The following is a 16,182-nucleotide window of genomic DNA, read 5'->3' as shown; positions in this document are numbered from 1 at the left end:
CCCCCCCGCCCCCGCCGATGACCGGCAGCGACGGTACCGTCAAACCGGGCACCGGGAAGCCGTCGGAGAGTACATATCCCGGCACGACGTCGAGCCCGGCGACCGCGCGGCGCATGCCCTCGATGTTCGCGACGTGAATGCCGATGCGGTCGATCTCCTCGGCCTCGATGACCACCACCGACCACGATTCGGCGTAGCGGGTGACCGCACGATAGAGCTTCTCGCGCGCCGCCTCGGTCAGCTTCTTGGAGTCGTCGAGCTCGGCCAGTGAGGCGAGTTGGGTGGGCCGCAACACGCATGCGGCGACGACCAGCGGACCGGCACATGCGCCGCGCCCGGCCTCGTCGACACCGGCGACCGGCCCGAGCCCGCTGCGGTGCAGGGTGAACTCGTAGGTCCGCAGAGCCGCGGCACGGCGAACCGGGAATCGTGGTGGCCACCGGCTCATCACGCCACCTCGCCGGCCGACGCCGGAGCGGGTGACACCGCGCAGACGAGTACATCGATGGTCATGGCGTGCCGCTCACTGCTGCGGGTCGACCGAGCCCACACCGCCCATCCGGGAGAACGGGTAGATGATGAACTGCGTTTTGCCGCGGATGTCGTCGACCGGAACGGTGCCGTCGCTGCTCGCGGTGATGTGGTACCGCGAGTCCGAGGATCGGGTGCGGTTGTCGCCCATGACGAACACGCTGTTCTTGGGCACGGTGATCGGACCGAAATCCTTGCCCAGGCAGCTGTTGAGCTTGCCGTCGTCACCGATCGCACTTGGCGTGGCGGTGCCGTTGGCGAGGTTCTGCTGCTGCAGCGCCATGTTGACGTAGGGCTCCTTGAGCGCCTTGCCGTTGACCTTCACACCGACGCCCTCGCTGTTGCGGCATTCGACTGTCTGCCCCCCGACAGCAATGATGCGTTTGACGTAGTCGTTCTCGTCGGGAGGAGCGAATCCGAACCAGGACAACGCATCCTGCAGATGGTGTACCACCGGGTTCGAGGATCGCGGTGACACCCAGCCGTCCTCACCCCACGAATCGGGAACCTTGAACACGACGACGTCGCCGGGTTTGGGGTCCCCGAACGTGTAGGAGAGTTTGTCCACGAAGATCCGGTCGTTGGAGCACCCGGTGCACCCGATGAGGGTGGGCTCCATCGACTCGGAGGGAATGACGTACTGACGACCGATGAAGGTCTGCAGAATCCAGCTGATCAGCAGGACACAGGCGACGATGATGATCGTCTCCCGCAGCAGCGAACCCTTCTTCTTCTCGGGCTTGTCGCTCTTGGTCCGCCACGGCCGCGATGCTCGCGGACCGTCGTCGGCGGGATCGGTACTGCCGGAGGGATCGGTGCCGCCGGCGGCGTAGGCGCGGTCCTCCCCGGCGCCGTCGCCGTCGCGATAGGTGTCAGCCACGTCGTCAGGGTAGACGCGTCAGCGCTTTTCCTTGATCTTGGCCGCCTTGCCGCGCAGATCGCGCAGGTAGTACAGCTTCGCGCGACGCACGTCGCCGCGGGTGAGGACGTCGATCTTGGCGATGTTCGGGCTGTGCACCGGAAAGGTACGCTCCACGCCGACGCCGAAGGAGACCTTGCGGACGGTGAAGGTCTCGCGGATGCCGCCGCCCTGGCGGCGGATGACGACACCCTTGAAGACCTGGACGCGTTCCTTGCTGCCCTCGATGACCTTGACGTGGACGTCAAGGGTGTCACCGGGACCGAATTCGGGGATGTCGTCGCGCAACGACTGCTTGTCGATGGTGTCCAGGATGTTCATGTGTCGTGGTCCTTATTCTGGCGTGGCGTGAACAGAGGAACCTGGCGGCCCGCCCTGATCCCCGGGGATCACCCGAGGTCAGGAGTGTGGTTCGACCGGTTCGTGCTCCGAGTCATGGTGTGTACCGGGATGGACGTCCGCAGGGGACGCCGGCATCAGGCAACCCGACTATTGTGCCAGACGACCCCCGGCCCGACGAAATCGCCGGTCACGGTCCGGCGACACCGCGCGACGACCGTGACGCGGCGGCGACCAGCGCTGCGCCGGACGCCGCGATCGCCGCTCGCGCCTGCGCCGACGGCGGTGACGCGGAGGCGACCGCCAACGGTGTGACGCCGGAGCTCTGCATATGGTGCAGCAGCGCGATCTCCGGGGCACGGCCGTCACCGACGAGTTCCTCACCGGACCGTATCGACATGCCCCGGCGCAGGTAGGGCACCGGGTCGCTGGTCGCGATCACCACCGTCCGACCGGTCTGCGGGTGCTCCCCCACTCCGACGGCGACCTGCACCCACGATCCGACGGCACCGGGCAGTGACATGTGCAGGGCGGCTGCCCGACGGGCAAGCGCGTCGTACTCGGCGCGGGTCAGTTCAGGCGGCTCGTCGGACTCCGCGTCGGGACCGGTTCGGGGGCCGGCCGGAACACGCCGCGCCGCCGCACCCACACCTGCGCCGGCCGCGGCCGCGCCGAGACCGGCGAAGCCACCCATCGGCATCATCCCACTCGTGGCGCCCGCGGAGCTTCCGGTCCGATCATCGGTGTGCTCACCGCCACCCGCACCTAACGGGTCGGCCTGCACAAGCGCGCCGGACTGTTCGGTGTACTCGTCGCCGGCGGCCGTCAGTGCCATCCGGCCCGCACTCGCGGCCCGCACGGCAGACGTGTCGTCGCCGAGTGCCGCGGCAAGCGCACCGAGCATCTGGTCACGGTCGGTGATCGCCGTGACCAACTCGACTCGCAGACGCGCCGCGGTGGTCAGATCGGCGAACGCCTCGACGGTGTCCGCGGCGGCGGCCACCGCTCGTGCAGTCGCGGGCAACGCGGCGTCCTCGCCGCCGACGAGGTGCTCGCGTCCGGCGAGGATCGCCCGGGTGAAACGGCCGTCCCCACCCTCGACGTCGCGATAGGCGGAGGCGAGGTCGGCCGCGATGTGTTCGAGTCGCTCGCGCAGGGCGGCCAGTGCGGTCGCGACCTGACGGAGGGTCGCGTCGTCGGTGGTGGGCCAGCATCCCGGGACGAGGCTCTCGGCCAGCGCACGGGTGTCGCCGCTCCACGGCTGCCCGCTCATCGTGCCGTCATCGCAGCCGCCCACGATGGTCGAAACCGCGTGCCGCACGATCGTCGGTGTCGACGAGATCGCGGGTCCCGGCGTCGATCGACGCCGCGTGGGTGGTGACGTCGCGGACGGCGCTCGCCATCGCACCGGCGAGAGAGCTCACGACGCCGGCGAATCCGGTGCGGAACCGCAGCGCTCCGGGATCGTCTCCGAGTGCCGAATCGAGCTGTGCCAGAACCACTTCGAGATCGGCTCCGATGTCGCCGAGGTGGCGGGCCGCGGTGGTGAGCGCGGCATGCAGTGTGCCGGTGGCGTCGGTGTCGACGTCGACCCTTTGCGGATCGGCGGTCATCGGGCGGACGGCTCGATGTCGGTGAGCGCCGGCGTGACCGTGCTCGCGGCGGTGAGCAGTTGCGCACGTTGGGTGCGCAACATGCCGTCGGCATCGGCGACGAGTCCGACGATCAGTTGCGCGAGTTGCTCTCCCCGATAGCGCCGCATGGCCGACGCGGTGATGTCGAGGCCGACCAGCACCCCACGCGCATCGACGGTCACCGACACCGCGCGATCCGGGCTGGTCGCCGTGGCGGTGAGACCGGCAACGGCGTCGGCCACCCGCCGCACCTCGCCACGCTGCCGCTCGACCTCGTCGAGCATGTCCGCCCAGCGCGCACCGCTCACTCGACTGTTGCCGGAGTCCCCCACCGTCGCCTCCCCACTCACACGGATCGGTCGATCATATCCCCCGAATCCGACATCGGTTGGGTGGGAATCCACAGGATTGGACCGGTCAGTGATCGGGGTGATCGACGCCCGGTAACAGGTCGGGGCGACGCTCACGGGTGCGTTGCATCGACTGCTCGTGACGCCACGCGGCGATCTTGGCGTGATCGCCGGAGAGCAGGATCGGCGGCACCGGGAGATCCCGCCAGATCTCGGGCCGCGTGAAGCTGGGGCCCTCGAGCAGGCCGTCGGAGAACGAATCCTCCTGGTGGGAGCGGGGATTGCCGAGGACACCGGGTATCAGCCGGACGGTGGCCTCGATCATCGCCATCGCGGCGACCTCGCCACCGATCAGCACGAAATCGCCGAGTGAGACCTCCTCGACGCGCACCCGTCGTGCGGCATCGTCGAAGACCCGCTGGTCGATGCCCTCGTAACGTCCGCATGCGAACACCAGATGTGGGTGCTCGCTCCAGCGATGCGCCGTGGCCTGATCGAACGGCACACCGGCTGGGGTGGGGACGACGAGCAGCGCGTCGTCGGGGCACACCTCGTCCAGACACGGACCCCACACCTCGGGTTTCATCACCATGCCGGGGCCCCCGCCATAGGGCGAGTCGTCGACACTGCGGTGGACGTCGTGGGTCCACGCACGCAGGTCGTGCACCCCGAGCTCGATGACTCCACGCTCGATTGCCTTGCCCAACAACGCAACCCGAAGCGGCTCGAGGTACTCGGGAAAGATGCTGACGACGTCGATGCGCACGTGGGGCGATTCCCCGGTCACTGCGCCGAACCGTTGGCGTCGTCGTCACCACCGGCGTCGGCGGCCGCGTCGTCGATGAGGCCGGGCGGCGGATCGATCTCGATGCCGTCGAGGGTCACCATTGGCACGATCTCCCGGACGAACGGTACGAGAACCTCCCGATCGGCGTCGGTGCGCACGACCAGGATGTCGTTGGCAGGCAGGTGCAGGACGGAATCGACGACGCCCACGGCCACACCGTCGATCGTCGAGACCGCAACGCCCTCGAGTTCGTGGTCGTAGAAGGCGTCGGGGTCGTCACCCGAATCGACCTCCGAGCTGTCGATGAGGAACAGCGTGCCGCGCAGGGCGTCGGCGGCCGACCGATCGGTCACCTCGCCCAGCGACAGCAACAGCCGCCCGGAATGTTCCCGGGCGGCTGTCACCGTGAAAGTGCGCTCGCCCGCGCCTCGCGGCAGTCGGCCGAGCAGGGTCGTCCCACGCGCGAACCGCTCCTGCGGTTCATCGGTACGGACGTCGACGACGAGTTCGCCGCGAATACCGTGCGACTTGGCCACACGGCCCACCACGAGCTCCATCGGACTCCGGGAGATCAGCGATCGGTGTCGACGATGTCGACACGCATCCCACGACCACCGATACCCGAGACGAGAGTGCGCAGCGCGGTCGCGGTGCGGCCGTTGCGGCCGATTACCTTGCCGAGATCCTCGGGGTTCACGTGAACCTCGACCAGACGGCCACGTCGGCCGGTGATCAGCTCGACGCGGACGTCATCGGGGTTGGTGACGATGCCGCGGACCAGATGCTCCACCGCATCGGCGACGACAGCGCTCACGCCTGAGCCTTGTCCTCGGCGCCGGATGCGTCGTCAGCGGTCTCGGCCGGTGCGTCGTCCTTCTTGGCGGCCTTCTTCTTCGGGGTGGTCGCCTCGGCGACGGGCTCGCTGTCGGCGGCGGCGAGCGCAGCGTTGAACAGGTCGAGCTTGGAGGTCTTGGACTCGGCGACCTTGAGAGTGCCCTCGGCGCCCGGGAGGCCCTTGAACTTCTGCCAGTCACCGGTGACCTTGAGGATGGCGGTCACGGGCTCGGTCGGTTGCGCGCCGACGCCGAGCCAGTACTGGGCGCGCTCGGAGTCGACCTCGATGAGGCTCGGCTCTTCCTTCGGGTGGTACTTGCCGATCGTCTCGATCGCGCGGCCGTTACGGCGGGTGCGCGCGTCGGCGACGACGATGCGGTACTGGGGGTTGCGGATCTTGCCGAGCCGCGTGAGTTTGATCTTGACAGCCATGTCTTCATCTTTCGTGTGGTCACTGCGCAATTCAGCGACCCCACCGGTTGTGGGGCCCGGTTTTGCGATCTGTCTCGGTGTGACCGTCGGGCGGTGCGTGACCGGGTCCGACGAACCAGCAGATCATTGTGCCAGACCGGGTGAGCGAGGGAGAAATCGAGAGAGCCATACCCGGCCGGGCGACCCCTGCCGGGAGTGCGGACATGCGGTTATCCACCCCGCGAAAGATAACCGCATGTCCGGCCTCATGTCGGTCCGTCTCGCGCGTTCACGTCGATCGGACTCGCCCCGTGGCCGGGCCGCCCAGACGGCCCGGATGCAGTTGCGGACTGATCACGCCTGCAATGCATCTGTGACCCTACCGAACAGTAATAAAACGCACCAATGGTCGACGGGTGATTTGGATCACAAATGTCCCCTGCGCAGGGACCCGTGTGTCAGATGTGATCAGACGTGGATACCGGAGCAGACGACCGCTCGCGGATGCCGGAGCACACCGAGATCGGAGACCGGATTCTCGTCGAAGACCAAGAAGTCGGCGCGATCACCGTCGGCGAGGAGATCGGCCCCCAGCCACCGACGCGGTTCGGCACTCGCCGCCGCGATCGCGCCGCGCGCACCGAGACCGATGCCGGCGAGACGTTCGACCTCGTCGACGATCCGCCCGTGCTCGACGAAACCACCGGCATCCGTGCCGGCGAAGATTCTCACACCCGCCTCGCGCGCGGCGGCGAAGGTGTCCGCGGCGCGCGCGTGCAGGGCGCGCATGTTGGCCGCATATGTCGGGAACCGGTCGGCTCCGTCGGCGATACCCGGGAAATTGTCAACCTGAATCATGGTGGGCACCAGGGCAATAGAGCGCTCGACCATGGCATCGATGTGGTCGGCGGTCGCCCCGGTTCCGTGTTCGATGCAGTCGACTCCCGCGGCGATGAGGTCACCGAGCGCATCGGTACCGAAGACATGCGCGGTGATGCGTGCCCCGGCATCGTGGGCAGCACGAACCGCGGCGTCGAGTTGTGCACGGTCCCACAGCGGCGCGAGATCACCGACCTCACGGTCGATCCAGTCGCCGACGATCTTGACCCAGCCGTCCCCCGCGGCCGCCTGCCGCGTCACCTCGCCGGCGAGATCGTCCGGATCGTCGAGATCGACGCCGTAGTCACGCAGGTACCGTTTGGGCCGCGCAATGTGCTTGCCCGAGCGAATGAATCGCGGCGCCAATGGGTCGTCGTCGAGCGGATGGGTGTCCAGGGGCGAGCCGACCTCACGGATCAACAGGGTGCCCGCGGCCACGTCCTGACGCGCGAACGCACGTGCCTGATCGATCGTCACCCCGAGCCCGGGGGCGATGCCGACATGATTGTGGGCATCGACGAGTCCGGGCAGGATCCACACGTCGTCGGCTGCGGTCTGCGCATCGGGAATGGGTTCGGTCCGGATGCGCCCGCCGCGCACCCAGAACTCGATCGGCTCGTCGGTGAGCGGGTCACGACCCCGGTAATGCCGCGGCTCGCCGTGGTCGATCGGTGAATACCGGATCGAGTCCCGTTCTGCTGCAACGTCTCCGGGCATCGACCCGTTACTTCTTCTTCGGCTGCTGGAACTGGGAGATGTCGATGCCCTCGAGTCCGGGTGGGAGCTGGTCGAGTCCGGCGGGCATGTTCGACAGATCCGGGAAACCACCCGGCATCCCGGGGAATCCGCCGCGCACCTTCGGTGGCGTGGGTCCGCGGCCCTTGCTCTTGCCCTTCTTCCCCTTGCCCTTCTTGCGATTGGTCTTGCGGCCCGGGCCCATCATCCGTCCGGACATCTGCGCCATCATCTTGCGGGCCTCGAAGAAGCGGTCGACGAGCTGATTGACCTCGCTGACGGTGACACCCGAGCCGTTGGCGATACGCAGACGCCGAGAGGCGTTGATGATCTTGGGGTTGTCCCGCTCGGCCGGCGTCATGCCGCGGATGATCGCCTGCACGCGGTCGAGCTGCTTGTCGTCGACCTGCGACAAGGCGTCCTTCATCTGCCCGGCTCCGGGCAGCATGCCGAGGATGTTGCCGATCGGGCCCATCTTGCGGATCATCTGCATCTGCTCGAGGAAGTCCTCGAGGGTCAGTTCACCCTGGGTGATCTTGGCGGCGGCCTCTTCGGCCTGCTGGGCGTCCCAGTGTTCCTCGGCCTGTTCGATGAGCGAGAGCACATCGCCCATGCCGAGGATGCGGCTGGCCATCCGGTCGGGATGGAAGACGTCGAAGTCCTCGAGCTTCTCACCCGAGGAGGCGAACATGATCGGCTGCCCGGTCACCTCACGCACCGACAGGGCTGCACCACCGCGGGCATCACCGTCGAGTTTGGTCAGCACCACACCGGTGAAGCCGACGCCCTCGGCGAACGCCTCGGCGGTGGTGACCGCGTCCTGACCGATCATCGCGTCCACGACGAACAGCACCTCGTCGGGACGGGTCGCGTCACGGATGTCGGAGGCCTGCTTCATCAGCTCGGCGTCGATTCCGAGACGACCCGCGGTGTCGATGATGACGACGTCGTGGTGCTTGGCGCGGGCCTCGGCGACACCACCGGTCGCCACCGACACCGGGTCTCCGGCGGTCACGCCGAGCGGGTTGATCCCGACGGGGGCTGCCTCACCGCTGATGCTGGTACCCGGGTGCGGCGCGAACACCGGGACGCCTGCGCGTTCACCGACGATCTTGAGCTGTGAGACCGCGCCGGGACGCTGGAGATCGCAGGCGACCAGCAGCGGGGTGTGGCCCTGCTTCTTGAGCCAGGCGCCGAGCTTGCCCGCGAGCGTCGTCTTACCGGCACCCTGGAGGCCGGCGAGCATGATCACCGTCGGCGGGGTCTTGGCGAACCGGACGCGCCGTGTTTCACCGCCGAGGATGCCGACGAGTTCCTCGTTGACGATCTTGACGACCTGCTGGGCCGGGTTCAGCGCCGCGGAGACCTCGGCGCCCTTGGCGCGTTCCTTGATGCGCGCGATGAACGCACGCACCACCGGCAGCGACACGTCGGCTTCGAGCAGCGCGAGGCGGATCTCACGGCAGGTGCGGTCGATGTCGGCGTCGGAGAGGCGGCCTTTGCCGCGCAAATCCTTCAGCGCACCGGTCAACCGATCGGAGAGGGAGTCGAACATTCCACCATCCTTCCATGACCGGCTCGTGCTGCGCCCGATGCGGGTGCGCGTCGGGCGCTCGCGGCGACACGGCAGGCGCCGCCGATCGCTCGATCCCGCGAGGCGTCAGCTGATGGGCACTCCCGATCGGCCACTGCCGCCGAAACTCGCGGGCCCCGGATCGTCGTCGGCTTCGGTGCGTGGCCGCGGTGGCGGACAGACCGCGAGCACCGCGTCGGCCAGCTCCGTCCGACGCTCGGGGGGGTCCTCCCCCAGCACGAGACAGAACGTGTCGACGACCGTGTTGCCCAGGGTGGCGACCTTGGCCCAACGCACCACGACGCCGGCGTGCTCGATCACGTCGCTGACCCGGCTCAACAGACCGAGCCGGTCGTCGGTGCGCAACTCCATGAGCACCCCTCCGTCGAGATCGGAGGACGTCCACAACACACGCGACGGGGCTACCGCGAACAATGCGGGCACCGCGTTGGCAGCCACCGTGGCGGGATCGTCGGGTGCGCCTTGCGCGACGGCCACCGCCCCGGGGGTCGCGACGATCGTGCCGATCGTCGGGGTCGGCGACTCGCGTTCGCGTTTGTCGAGCCGCTCGAGCACGCTGAACTTGCCGTCGACGGTCGCCATGAGCTGCTGTCGCAGCAACCCGGCCTCGGGCGGTGTCCCGAACACGGGCACCACCACGAAGCTGTTGATCGCGCGATTCTCGTGGCTCTGGACCGTCGCCGACAGCGAGCGCAATCCGTTGAGCGCCAACACACCGGCCATCTTCGACAGCATGCCCGGATGGTCCGGGGCGACCATCAGTACGGAGTAGGTGTGCAAGCCGTCCGTCGGTGTGATGCGGACCGCGAAGTCGTCGCTGCGCGCGAGCGCGATCATCTCGTCGGTCAGCGGTTCGGGGGTCGGCAGTTCCTCACCGTCGAGCAGGCGGGTCGCGCGCCGCACCAGATCGTTGATGAGTGAGGCCTTCCAGTCACCCCACACGCCCGGGCCCGTCGCCAGCGAATCCGCCTCCGCGAGTGCCGCGAGCAGTTCGAGCAGTAATCGGTTGTGTCCGAGCTTGTCGACGACCTCCTCGGCGGTGGCCGGGTCGTCGAGGTCACGGCGGGTGGCCACCGTGGGCAACAACAGGTGGTGTCGGACCATCTGCGACAGGATCGTCACGTCCTGCGGCCACAACCCGATTCGGTTGCCGACCTGGATGGCGAGTTCTGCACCGACGATGGAATGGTCTGCGCCGCGACCCTTTCCGAGATCGTGGATCAGAGCGCCGAGCAACAACAGATCCGGTCGGGTGACCCGGGTCGTCATCGCGCCGGCGTTGACGGCGGTCTCGACCAGATGCCGGTCGACGGTCCACGTGTGCACCGCATCGCGAGGAGGCAGGTCGCGCCCCGCACCCCACTCGGGCAGGAGCCGACCCCACAGGCCGGTCCGATCGAGAGCCTCGATCGGGGCGACCATGTGCGGCCCCGAACCGAGCAGCACCAGCAGATCACCGAGCGCCTCGCTCGGCCACGGCTCGCGCAGCTCCGGGGCGTAGTCGGCCAACCGCGACAGGGTCGACGCGCTGATCGGCAGGCCGGTCCGCGCCGACGACGCCGCCACCCGCAGAATCAGTCCCGGGTCCTTGCTGGGAATGGCGTTGCGCGCCAACACGATTTCACCGTTGTGCTCGACGACGCCCTCGTCGAGCGGTCGCCGGATCGGTGAGCGGCGCAGTTTGGCCAAGCCGCGTCGTGGCAGCGCATTACCCGCGGTCCGCAAACCGACATCGGTGGAGTACCCGATGGTGCGCGCGGCGTCGCTGATGACCCGTGCGAGGTCGAAACGATCCCCGAGGCGCAGCGCCGCGCCGATCTCGTCGGCATCCTGGGCGCGCACCTGTTCGCGTGGGCGCCCGGCGATCCGATGCAATTCGGTACGGATGTCCAGGAGTCGGTGATAGGCGACCTGCGGTCCGGCGCCGGGAGAATCGGGCCGCAAGTTGGCCATGCCGTCGGTCAGTTGGGCGATCGACAACGCACCGAGCAACTGCACGTCTCGGAGTCCGCCGCGACCGTTCTTGAGGTCCGGTTCGGCGCGGTGTGCGATGTCGCCGCTGCGTCGCCACCGATCCCGGGCATGTTCGACCACCGCCGGGAAGCGGGTGCGGATCTCCGAACGCCATTGCTGGCGCACCCCACCGATCAGCAGCGACGACAGGTCCTCGTCGCCGGCGATGTGCCGGGCCTCGAGCAGACCGAGTGCGGCGGTGACGTCCTCGGAGGCCACCTGCAGCGCCTGCGGAACCGTGCGCACGCTGTGATCGAGCGCGATGTTGGCGTCCCACAACGGATACCAGAGGCCGTCGGCGACCTCGGAGACCCGCTCGGGTGACTGGTCCTCGTAGAGCAGGATCAGGTCGAGATCCGAATGCGGCAGCAGTTCACCGCGTCCGAGCCCGCCGACGGCGACAATCGCCAGTCCACTACCGGGTTTGATCCCGAGTTCGGCACCCTTGCTGGTCAACCAGAACTCGTGCAGGTCGACGAGTACCTGGCGCAGGCCGGGGGCGTCGAGTCGATTGGGTCCGGACGCCTCGGTCAGCTGGCGTCGGGTTGCCGCGAGATCCGTTGCGGCAACCGGTGTCTGGGAAGGACGCGGCCCCGCGCCCGAATCATCATCGGACGCGGGGCCGTGACCAGTGCTCACGAAGGGCATCGGGCCCTCTCGCTACAGTGCGTCGGCGCCGCGCTCGCCGGTACGGACGCGCACGACCGACTCCACCGGCGAGACCCAGACCTTCCCATCGCCGATCTTGCCGGTGCGCGCGGCCTCGACGATGACATCGACGACCTTGTCCACGGCGGCATCGTCCACGACGACCTCGACCCGCACCTTCGGGACGAAATCAACCGAGTACTCGGCGCCGCGATAGACCTCCGTGTGGCCCTTCTGACGGCCGTAGCCCTGGACCTCACTGACGGTCATGCCCAGGATTCCGGCCTGCTCGAGACCTGCCTTGACGTCTTCGAGCGTGAACGGCTTCACGATTGCGGTGATCAGCTTCATGAGTTAACCCTCTCCAAAGGATTCGGCTGGGATTCAGCGTAGTGGTCGGCGGGTGAGGAATCACGCCAACTCATACGCCGTCTCCGCGTGTTCGGCCTCGTCGATACCGCTCTTCTCCTCGTCAGCGGCGATACGCCAGCCGAGCGGCTTGAGGATGAAGGCGATGATGGTGGTCAGAACGCCTGTGAACGCGAGCGCGAACAGCGCGATCACAACCTGAACGACCAGCTGCTTGTAGTCGCCGCCCCAGAACAGGCCGGTGTCCTTGGCAAGGAATCCGATACCGATCGTGCCCCAGAGCCCGGCAACGAGGTGCACGCCGACGACATCGAGTGAGTCGTCGTAGCCGAACTTGTTCTTCAAGCCGATCGCCACCGCCGCCAGCGCACCGGCGATCACGCCGAGGATCAACGATCCCACCGGGGTGAGGTTGCCGCACGCGGGGGTGATCGCCACCAGTCCCGCGACGATGCCCGAGGCGGCACCAACGCTGGTCGCGTGCTTGTCTCGAACCCATTCCACGCCCAGCCAGCCGATCATCGCCGCTGCGGTCGCGGCGGTCGTATTGACCCACACGAGTCCGGCGGACACGTTGGCGGCCAACGCCGAACCCGAGTTGAAGCCGAACCATCCGAACCACAGAAGAGCTGCACCGAGCATGACGAACGGAATGTTGTGCGGCCGGTAGGCAGTCTTGCCGAAGCCCACACGGGCGCCGACGATGAGCGCGAGAACCAAGCCCGCCATACCGGCGTTGATATGGACCACGGTGCCGCCGGCGAAGTCGATCGGTGCGACATTGGCCTTGCCGTCGGTCGATCCGAACATCCACGAGGCGAAGCCCTTTTCGGCCGCGGACATGATTCCACCGCCCCAGACCATGTGCGACAGCGGGAAGTAGACGATGGTCGACCACAGCACCGAGAACACCAGCCATGTCGAGAACTTCACACGCTCGGCCACAGCACCCGAGATGAGGGCGACGGTGATGACCGCGAAGGTCAGCTGGAAGCCGAGGAACACATACGACGGGATCGTCAAGCCGCCGGTCACGACGAGATCGGTTGCCGCACCGTCCTTCATTGGCCCGGGGATCGTGTCGGACAACTGTCCCGAACCGAACAGAGCGAAGGGGTTGGAGAAGATACCCCCGATGTCACTGTCGCCGGTGATGCCGTTGCCGAAGGCCTCCGAGAAGCCCCACAGCACATACACGACGCTCACCGTCGCGACCGAGCCGAAGGACATCATCATCATGTTCAGCACGGCCTTGCCGCGGGACAGGCCCCCGTAGAAGAACGCCAACGCAGGCGTCATCAGAAGCACCATCGACGCGCTGGCGAGCATCCAAGCGGTGTCACCCGCGTCCGGAGTTCCAAAGGCTGTGTCTGGCAGAGCCAATATCACTTGCTTACCTCCCTATACAGCGCCGACGGCTCGGCGCCTGCAAAGAGAGTGTCGGCAGTCGGTTTCAGGCGTGGTGCCCTGGCGTTTCGGATATGTGAACCGCTGACTGCTTTATATTTCACTGACGTTAAATCCCTGGTCGCTATGCAGCGGCACGCATGATTGTGCAGCGCAAAACCCACACGTTCACACATTCGCAAGAGCCGATGAGGAGGCCCCGGATCCGTCGTGGCGGAGCCGAGCGTTATCCGGCCTCGGTCGCGCTCAGAGGAGCGCGTCGACGAATGCCTCGGGCTCGAACGGCGCGAGATCGTCGGCACCTTCGCCGAGACCCACCAGCTTCACCGGAACGCCGAGTTCCTCCTGGACGTGGAACACGATGCCGCCCTTGGCGGTACCGTCCAGCTTGGTCAGGACCACTCCGGTGATGTCGACGACCTCGGCGAACACCCGGGCCTGGGTGAGACCGTTCTGCCCCACCGTCGCGTCGAGAACCAGCAACACCTCGTCGACGGGCGCCTTCTTCTCCACGACGCGCTTGACCTTGCCCAGCTCGTCCATGAGTCCGGTCTTGGTGTGCAGGCGACCTGCGGTGTCGATCATGACCACGTCGACGCCCGAGTCGATGCCCTTCGCGACGGCGTCGAAGGCGACCGATGCCGGATCGGCCTGTTCCTTGCCGCGCACGATGTCGGCGCCCACCCGCTCGCCCCAGGTCTGGAGCTGATCGGCGGCGGCCGCGCGGAAGGTGTCGGCGGCGCCGAGCAGCACCCGTCGCCCGTCGGCGACGAGCACTCTCGCGAGCTTGCCGGTGGTGGTGGTCTTCCCGGTGCCGTTGACGCCGACGACCAGGATCACGGCCGGCTTGTCGGCGTGCGGTAGGGCGCGCACGGATCGGTCCATCTCGGGGTGGAGCTGATCGACGAGAACACGCTTGAGCAGTGCCCGGGCGTCATCGGCGGTGCGTACCGGGTTGGTGGCCAGATCGGTACGCAACCGCTCCACGACGGCAGTCGTCGACGCGGTGCCGAGGTCGGCCATCACCAGGGTGTCCTCGATCTCTTCCCAGCTGTCCTCGTCGAGGTCGCCGGCGCCGAGCAACCCGAGCATGCTCTTGCCGATCGCGCCCTGCGAGCGCGACAGACGGCCGCGGAGCCGACCGAGACGCCCCGCGGTCGGCGCGATCTCCTCGCGAGCAGGCGCCTGGGTGGCGCCGGAGGCATCCGCCGGGGCGGCCGCCTCGGTATCGAGAGCGCTGTCGGCGGGAGCGCTGTCGGTGTCGGCGGGAGCGCTGTCGGTGACGTCGGGAGCGCTGTCGGTGACGTCGGGAGCGCTGTCGACGGTATCGGGGGCGCTGTCGGCGACGTCGGGAGCGCTGTCGGCGGGAGCCGGGCCGCCGTCGTCGGTGGCGTCGGGGAGGCTGACCTCGGAGATTCCACGCTTGACCGAGTCACGTGGGATGGAGGCATCGTCGCCGACGGCGGGCTGGCCGTCGGTCTCGGTGCGCTCCTGCGACGGCAGCACCGGCTCGACGGTCGGCGTCGGGCCAGGTGCCGGTGGCGGCGCGGTGGCGGTACCCGCCCCGCCCTGGCTGAAACTGAAACCCGACCCGGCCTGGTATCCACCCGATCTGTCGACCTGGGGCTTGCTGCCGTCGGTGACCTGGCTGTCGGGCTGGTCGGTGAGCGAGATCCGCCGCCGCCGGGCGAGCACGATGCCCACCACGATGAGCGCGAGGATCACGACCACCGCGATGACGATGCCGATGATGATGTCGGTGTTCACTGGTGCACAGGTCCTGTTCTCCGTCGGTCTTGCGGTCGGGGGTGTCCGTCGGGATGTGTCAGTCGGTCGCGGGTTCCGGGGTCGCGAGTTCTGGGGTCGCGGCGACCGGGACGTCGACCCCCCGCAACCGTTGGGAGATCACCGTGGTGATCCCGTCGCCGCGCATGCTGACGCCGTAGAGCGCGTCGGCGACCTGCATCGTCGGCTTCTGGTGGGTGATCACGATCAGCTGTGACCGTTCCCGCAGTTGCTCGAACAGACTGATCAGGCGTCGCAGGTTGGTGTCGTCGAGTGCTGCCTCGACCTCGTCCATCACGTAGAACGGCGACGGCCGCGCACGGAAGATGGCGACCAGCATGGCGACCGCGGTCAACGACTTCTCGCCGCCGGACAGCAGAGACAGGCGTTTGACCTTCTTCCCCGGCGGCCGGGCCTCGACCTCGACTCCGGTGGTGAGCATGTCGCCGGGTTCGGTGAGGATCAGTCGGCCCTCACCGCCGGGGAACAGTGTCGAAAACACCTGTGCGAATTCGCGTTCCACGTCGGCGTAGGCCTCGGTGAACACCTGCAGGATGCGGGCGTCGACCTCCTCGACCACCGACATCAGGTCCTTGCGGGCGGCCTTGACGTCCTCGAGTTGCGCAGAGAGGAACGTGTAGCGCTCCTCGAGTGCGGCGAATTCCTCGAGCGCGAGGGGGTTCACCCGTCCCAACGTGTTGAGGTCTTTCTGTGCCTTCTTGGCCCGTGACTCCTGGGTGGCGCGGTCGAAGGGCATCGGCGCCGGGGCCACCACCTGATCACCACGTGCCTTGGCGGCCTCGTACTCGGCCATTTCGAGCGCCGACGGCGGCATCGGCACGTCCGGCCCATATTCCGCGACGAGGTCGTCGGGCGCCATCGCGAACTGCTCGAGTACCTGCTCCTCGAGTTGTTCGATCCGCAAGGTGGCCTGCGCGCGGGCCACC

Annotated in this window: 17 protein-coding genes; all 17 read right to left on the bottom strand. The window is 67.8% G+C overall.

Annotation, left to right across the window (positions count from 1 at the left end):
- Positions 1-448 (bottom strand): ribonuclease HII (locus tag B1964_RS08255; RefSeq protein ID WP_139765671.1); only part of this gene is annotated, 448 nt, incomplete at its 3' end.
- A gap of 75 nt (positions 449-523) precedes the next feature.
- Positions 524-1,411, bottom strand: coding sequence for a signal peptidase I (gene lepB, locus B1964_RS08250; protein WP_079929463.1), 888 nt, complete (start codon positions 1,409-1,411; stop codon positions 524-526).
- 18 nt (positions 1,412-1,429) lie between these two features.
- Entirely contained in the window at positions 1,430-1,771 is a 342-nt protein-coding gene (gene rplS / locus B1964_RS08245) for a 50S ribosomal protein L19 (protein WP_006371308.1), read from the bottom strand.
- A 208-nt stretch (positions 1,772-1,979) separates the two neighbouring features.
- Positions 1,980-3,062: a hypothetical protein gene (locus B1964_RS08240; protein ID WP_079929464.1), complete on the bottom strand. Its 1,083-nt coding sequence runs from the start codon at positions 3,060-3,062 to the stop codon at positions 1,980-1,982.
- Positions 3,063-3,069: 7 nt separating this feature from the next.
- The gene (locus tag B1964_RS08235) at positions 3,070-3,402 is read right to left on the bottom strand and encodes a hypothetical protein (RefSeq protein ID WP_079929462.1); all 333 of its coding nucleotides are present in this window, start codon (positions 3,400-3,402) and stop codon (positions 3,070-3,072) included.
- Positions 3,399-3,755: a YbaB/EbfC family nucleoid-associated protein gene (locus tag B1964_RS08230; RefSeq protein WP_253193925.1), complete on the bottom strand. Its 357-nt coding sequence runs from the start codon at positions 3,753-3,755 to the stop codon at positions 3,399-3,401. The genes B1964_RS08235 and B1964_RS08230 overlap by 4 nt, the downstream gene beginning before the upstream one ends.
- Before the next feature lie 85 nt (positions 3,756-3,840).
- Complete coding sequence (trmD, locus tag B1964_RS08225; RefSeq protein WP_172398784.1) at positions 3,841-4,539, bottom strand: tRNA (guanosine(37)-N1)-methyltransferase TrmD; 699 nt, start codon at positions 4,537-4,539, stop codon at positions 3,841-3,843.
- A 17-nt stretch (positions 4,540-4,556) separates the two neighbouring features.
- Positions 4,557-5,117, bottom strand: a complete 561-nt coding sequence (gene rimM / locus B1964_RS08220) for a ribosome maturation factor RimM (protein WP_079929459.1) — start codon at positions 5,115-5,117, stop codon at positions 4,557-4,559.
- Positions 5,118-5,131: 14 nt separating this feature from the next.
- A complete protein-coding gene (locus B1964_RS08215; RefSeq protein WP_006371302.1) occupies positions 5,132-5,374 on the bottom strand; it encodes an RNA-binding protein in 243 nt (80 codons plus the stop codon).
- Complete coding sequence (gene rpsP, locus B1964_RS08210; RefSeq protein WP_006371301.1) at positions 5,371-5,826, bottom strand: 30S ribosomal protein S16; 456 nt, start codon at positions 5,824-5,826, stop codon at positions 5,371-5,373. Before rpsP ends, B1964_RS08215 begins: the two co-directional genes overlap by 4 nt.
- Positions 5,827-6,273: 447 nt before the next feature.
- The gene (locus B1964_RS08205; protein ID WP_006371300.1) at positions 6,274-7,401 is read right to left on the bottom strand and encodes an amidohydrolase family protein; all 1,128 of its coding nucleotides are present in this window, start codon (positions 7,399-7,401) and stop codon (positions 6,274-6,276) included.
- 7 nt (positions 7,402-7,408) lie between these two features.
- Entirely contained in the window at positions 7,409-8,974 is a 1,566-nt protein-coding gene (gene ffh / locus B1964_RS08200) for a signal recognition particle protein (RefSeq protein WP_006371299.1), read from the bottom strand.
- Between the two features lie 105 nt (positions 8,975-9,079).
- The gene (locus B1964_RS08195) at positions 9,080-11,674 is read right to left on the bottom strand and encodes a [protein-PII] uridylyltransferase (protein WP_079929458.1); all 2,595 of its coding nucleotides are present in this window, start codon (positions 11,672-11,674) and stop codon (positions 9,080-9,082) included.
- Positions 11,675-11,686: 12 nt separating this feature from the next.
- Positions 11,687-12,025, bottom strand: a complete 339-nt coding sequence (locus B1964_RS08190; protein ID WP_005176661.1) for a P-II family nitrogen regulator — start codon at positions 12,023-12,025, stop codon at positions 11,687-11,689.
- 60 nt (positions 12,026-12,085) lie between these two features.
- Positions 12,086-13,432 carry an ammonium transporter gene (locus tag B1964_RS08185; RefSeq protein ID WP_079929457.1) on the bottom strand — a complete coding sequence of 449 codons (1,347 nt, stop codon included), beginning with the start codon at positions 13,430-13,432 and terminating at the stop codon, positions 12,086-12,088.
- Positions 13,433-13,696: 264 nt separating this feature from the next.
- Positions 13,697-15,217: a signal recognition particle-docking protein FtsY gene (ftsY, locus tag B1964_RS08180; RefSeq protein WP_079929456.1), complete on the bottom strand. Its 1,521-nt coding sequence runs from the start codon at positions 15,215-15,217 to the stop codon at positions 13,697-13,699.
- A gap of 58 nt (positions 15,218-15,275) precedes the next feature.
- Positions 15,276-16,182: AAA family ATPase (locus tag B1964_RS08175; protein ID WP_172398783.1), on the bottom strand; the 907-nt coding region annotated here is incomplete at its 5' end.

Source organism: Gordonia sp. i37 (genome assembly GCF_002043085.1).
GTDB classification, from domain to species: domain Bacteria; phylum Actinomycetota; class Actinomycetes; order Mycobacteriales; family Mycobacteriaceae; genus Gordonia; species Gordonia polyisoprenivorans.
The sequence above is the reverse complement of the archived record's forward strand: the minus strand, read 5'-3'. Positions and strand labels throughout refer to the sequence as shown.

Coding starts and splice junctions, on each gene's coding strand:
- B1964_RS08195 (WP_079929458.1), bottom strand. CDS start 11,674: ATGCCCTTCGTGAGCACTGGTCACGGCCCCGCGTCCGATGATGATTCG.
- rimM (WP_079929459.1), bottom strand. CDS start 5,117: ATGGAGCTCGTGGTGGGCCGTGTGGCCAAGTCGCACGGTATTCGCGGC.
- B1964_RS08190 (WP_005176661.1), bottom strand. CDS start 12,025: ATGAAGCTGATCACCGCAATCGTGAAGCCGTTCACGCTCGAAGACGTC.
- ffh (WP_006371299.1), bottom strand. CDS start 8,974: ATGTTCGACTCCCTCTCCGATCGGTTGACCGGTGCGCTGAAGGATTTG.
- B1964_RS08235 (WP_079929462.1), bottom strand. CDS start 3,402: ATGACCGCCGATCCGCAAAGGGTCGACGTCGACACCGACGCCACCGGC.
- rpsP (WP_006371301.1), bottom strand. CDS start 5,826: ATGGCTGTCAAGATCAAACTCACGCGGCTCGGCAAGATCCGCAACCCC.
- rplS (WP_006371308.1), bottom strand. CDS start 1,771: ATGAACATCCTGGACACCATCGACAAGCAGTCGTTGCGCGACGACATC.
- B1964_RS08240 (WP_079929464.1), bottom strand. CDS start 3,062: ATGAGCGGGCAGCCGTGGAGCGGCGACACCCGTGCGCTGGCCGAGAGC.
- B1964_RS08205 (WP_006371300.1), bottom strand. CDS start 7,401: ATGCCCGGAGACGTTGCAGCAGAACGGGACTCGATCCGGTATTCACCG.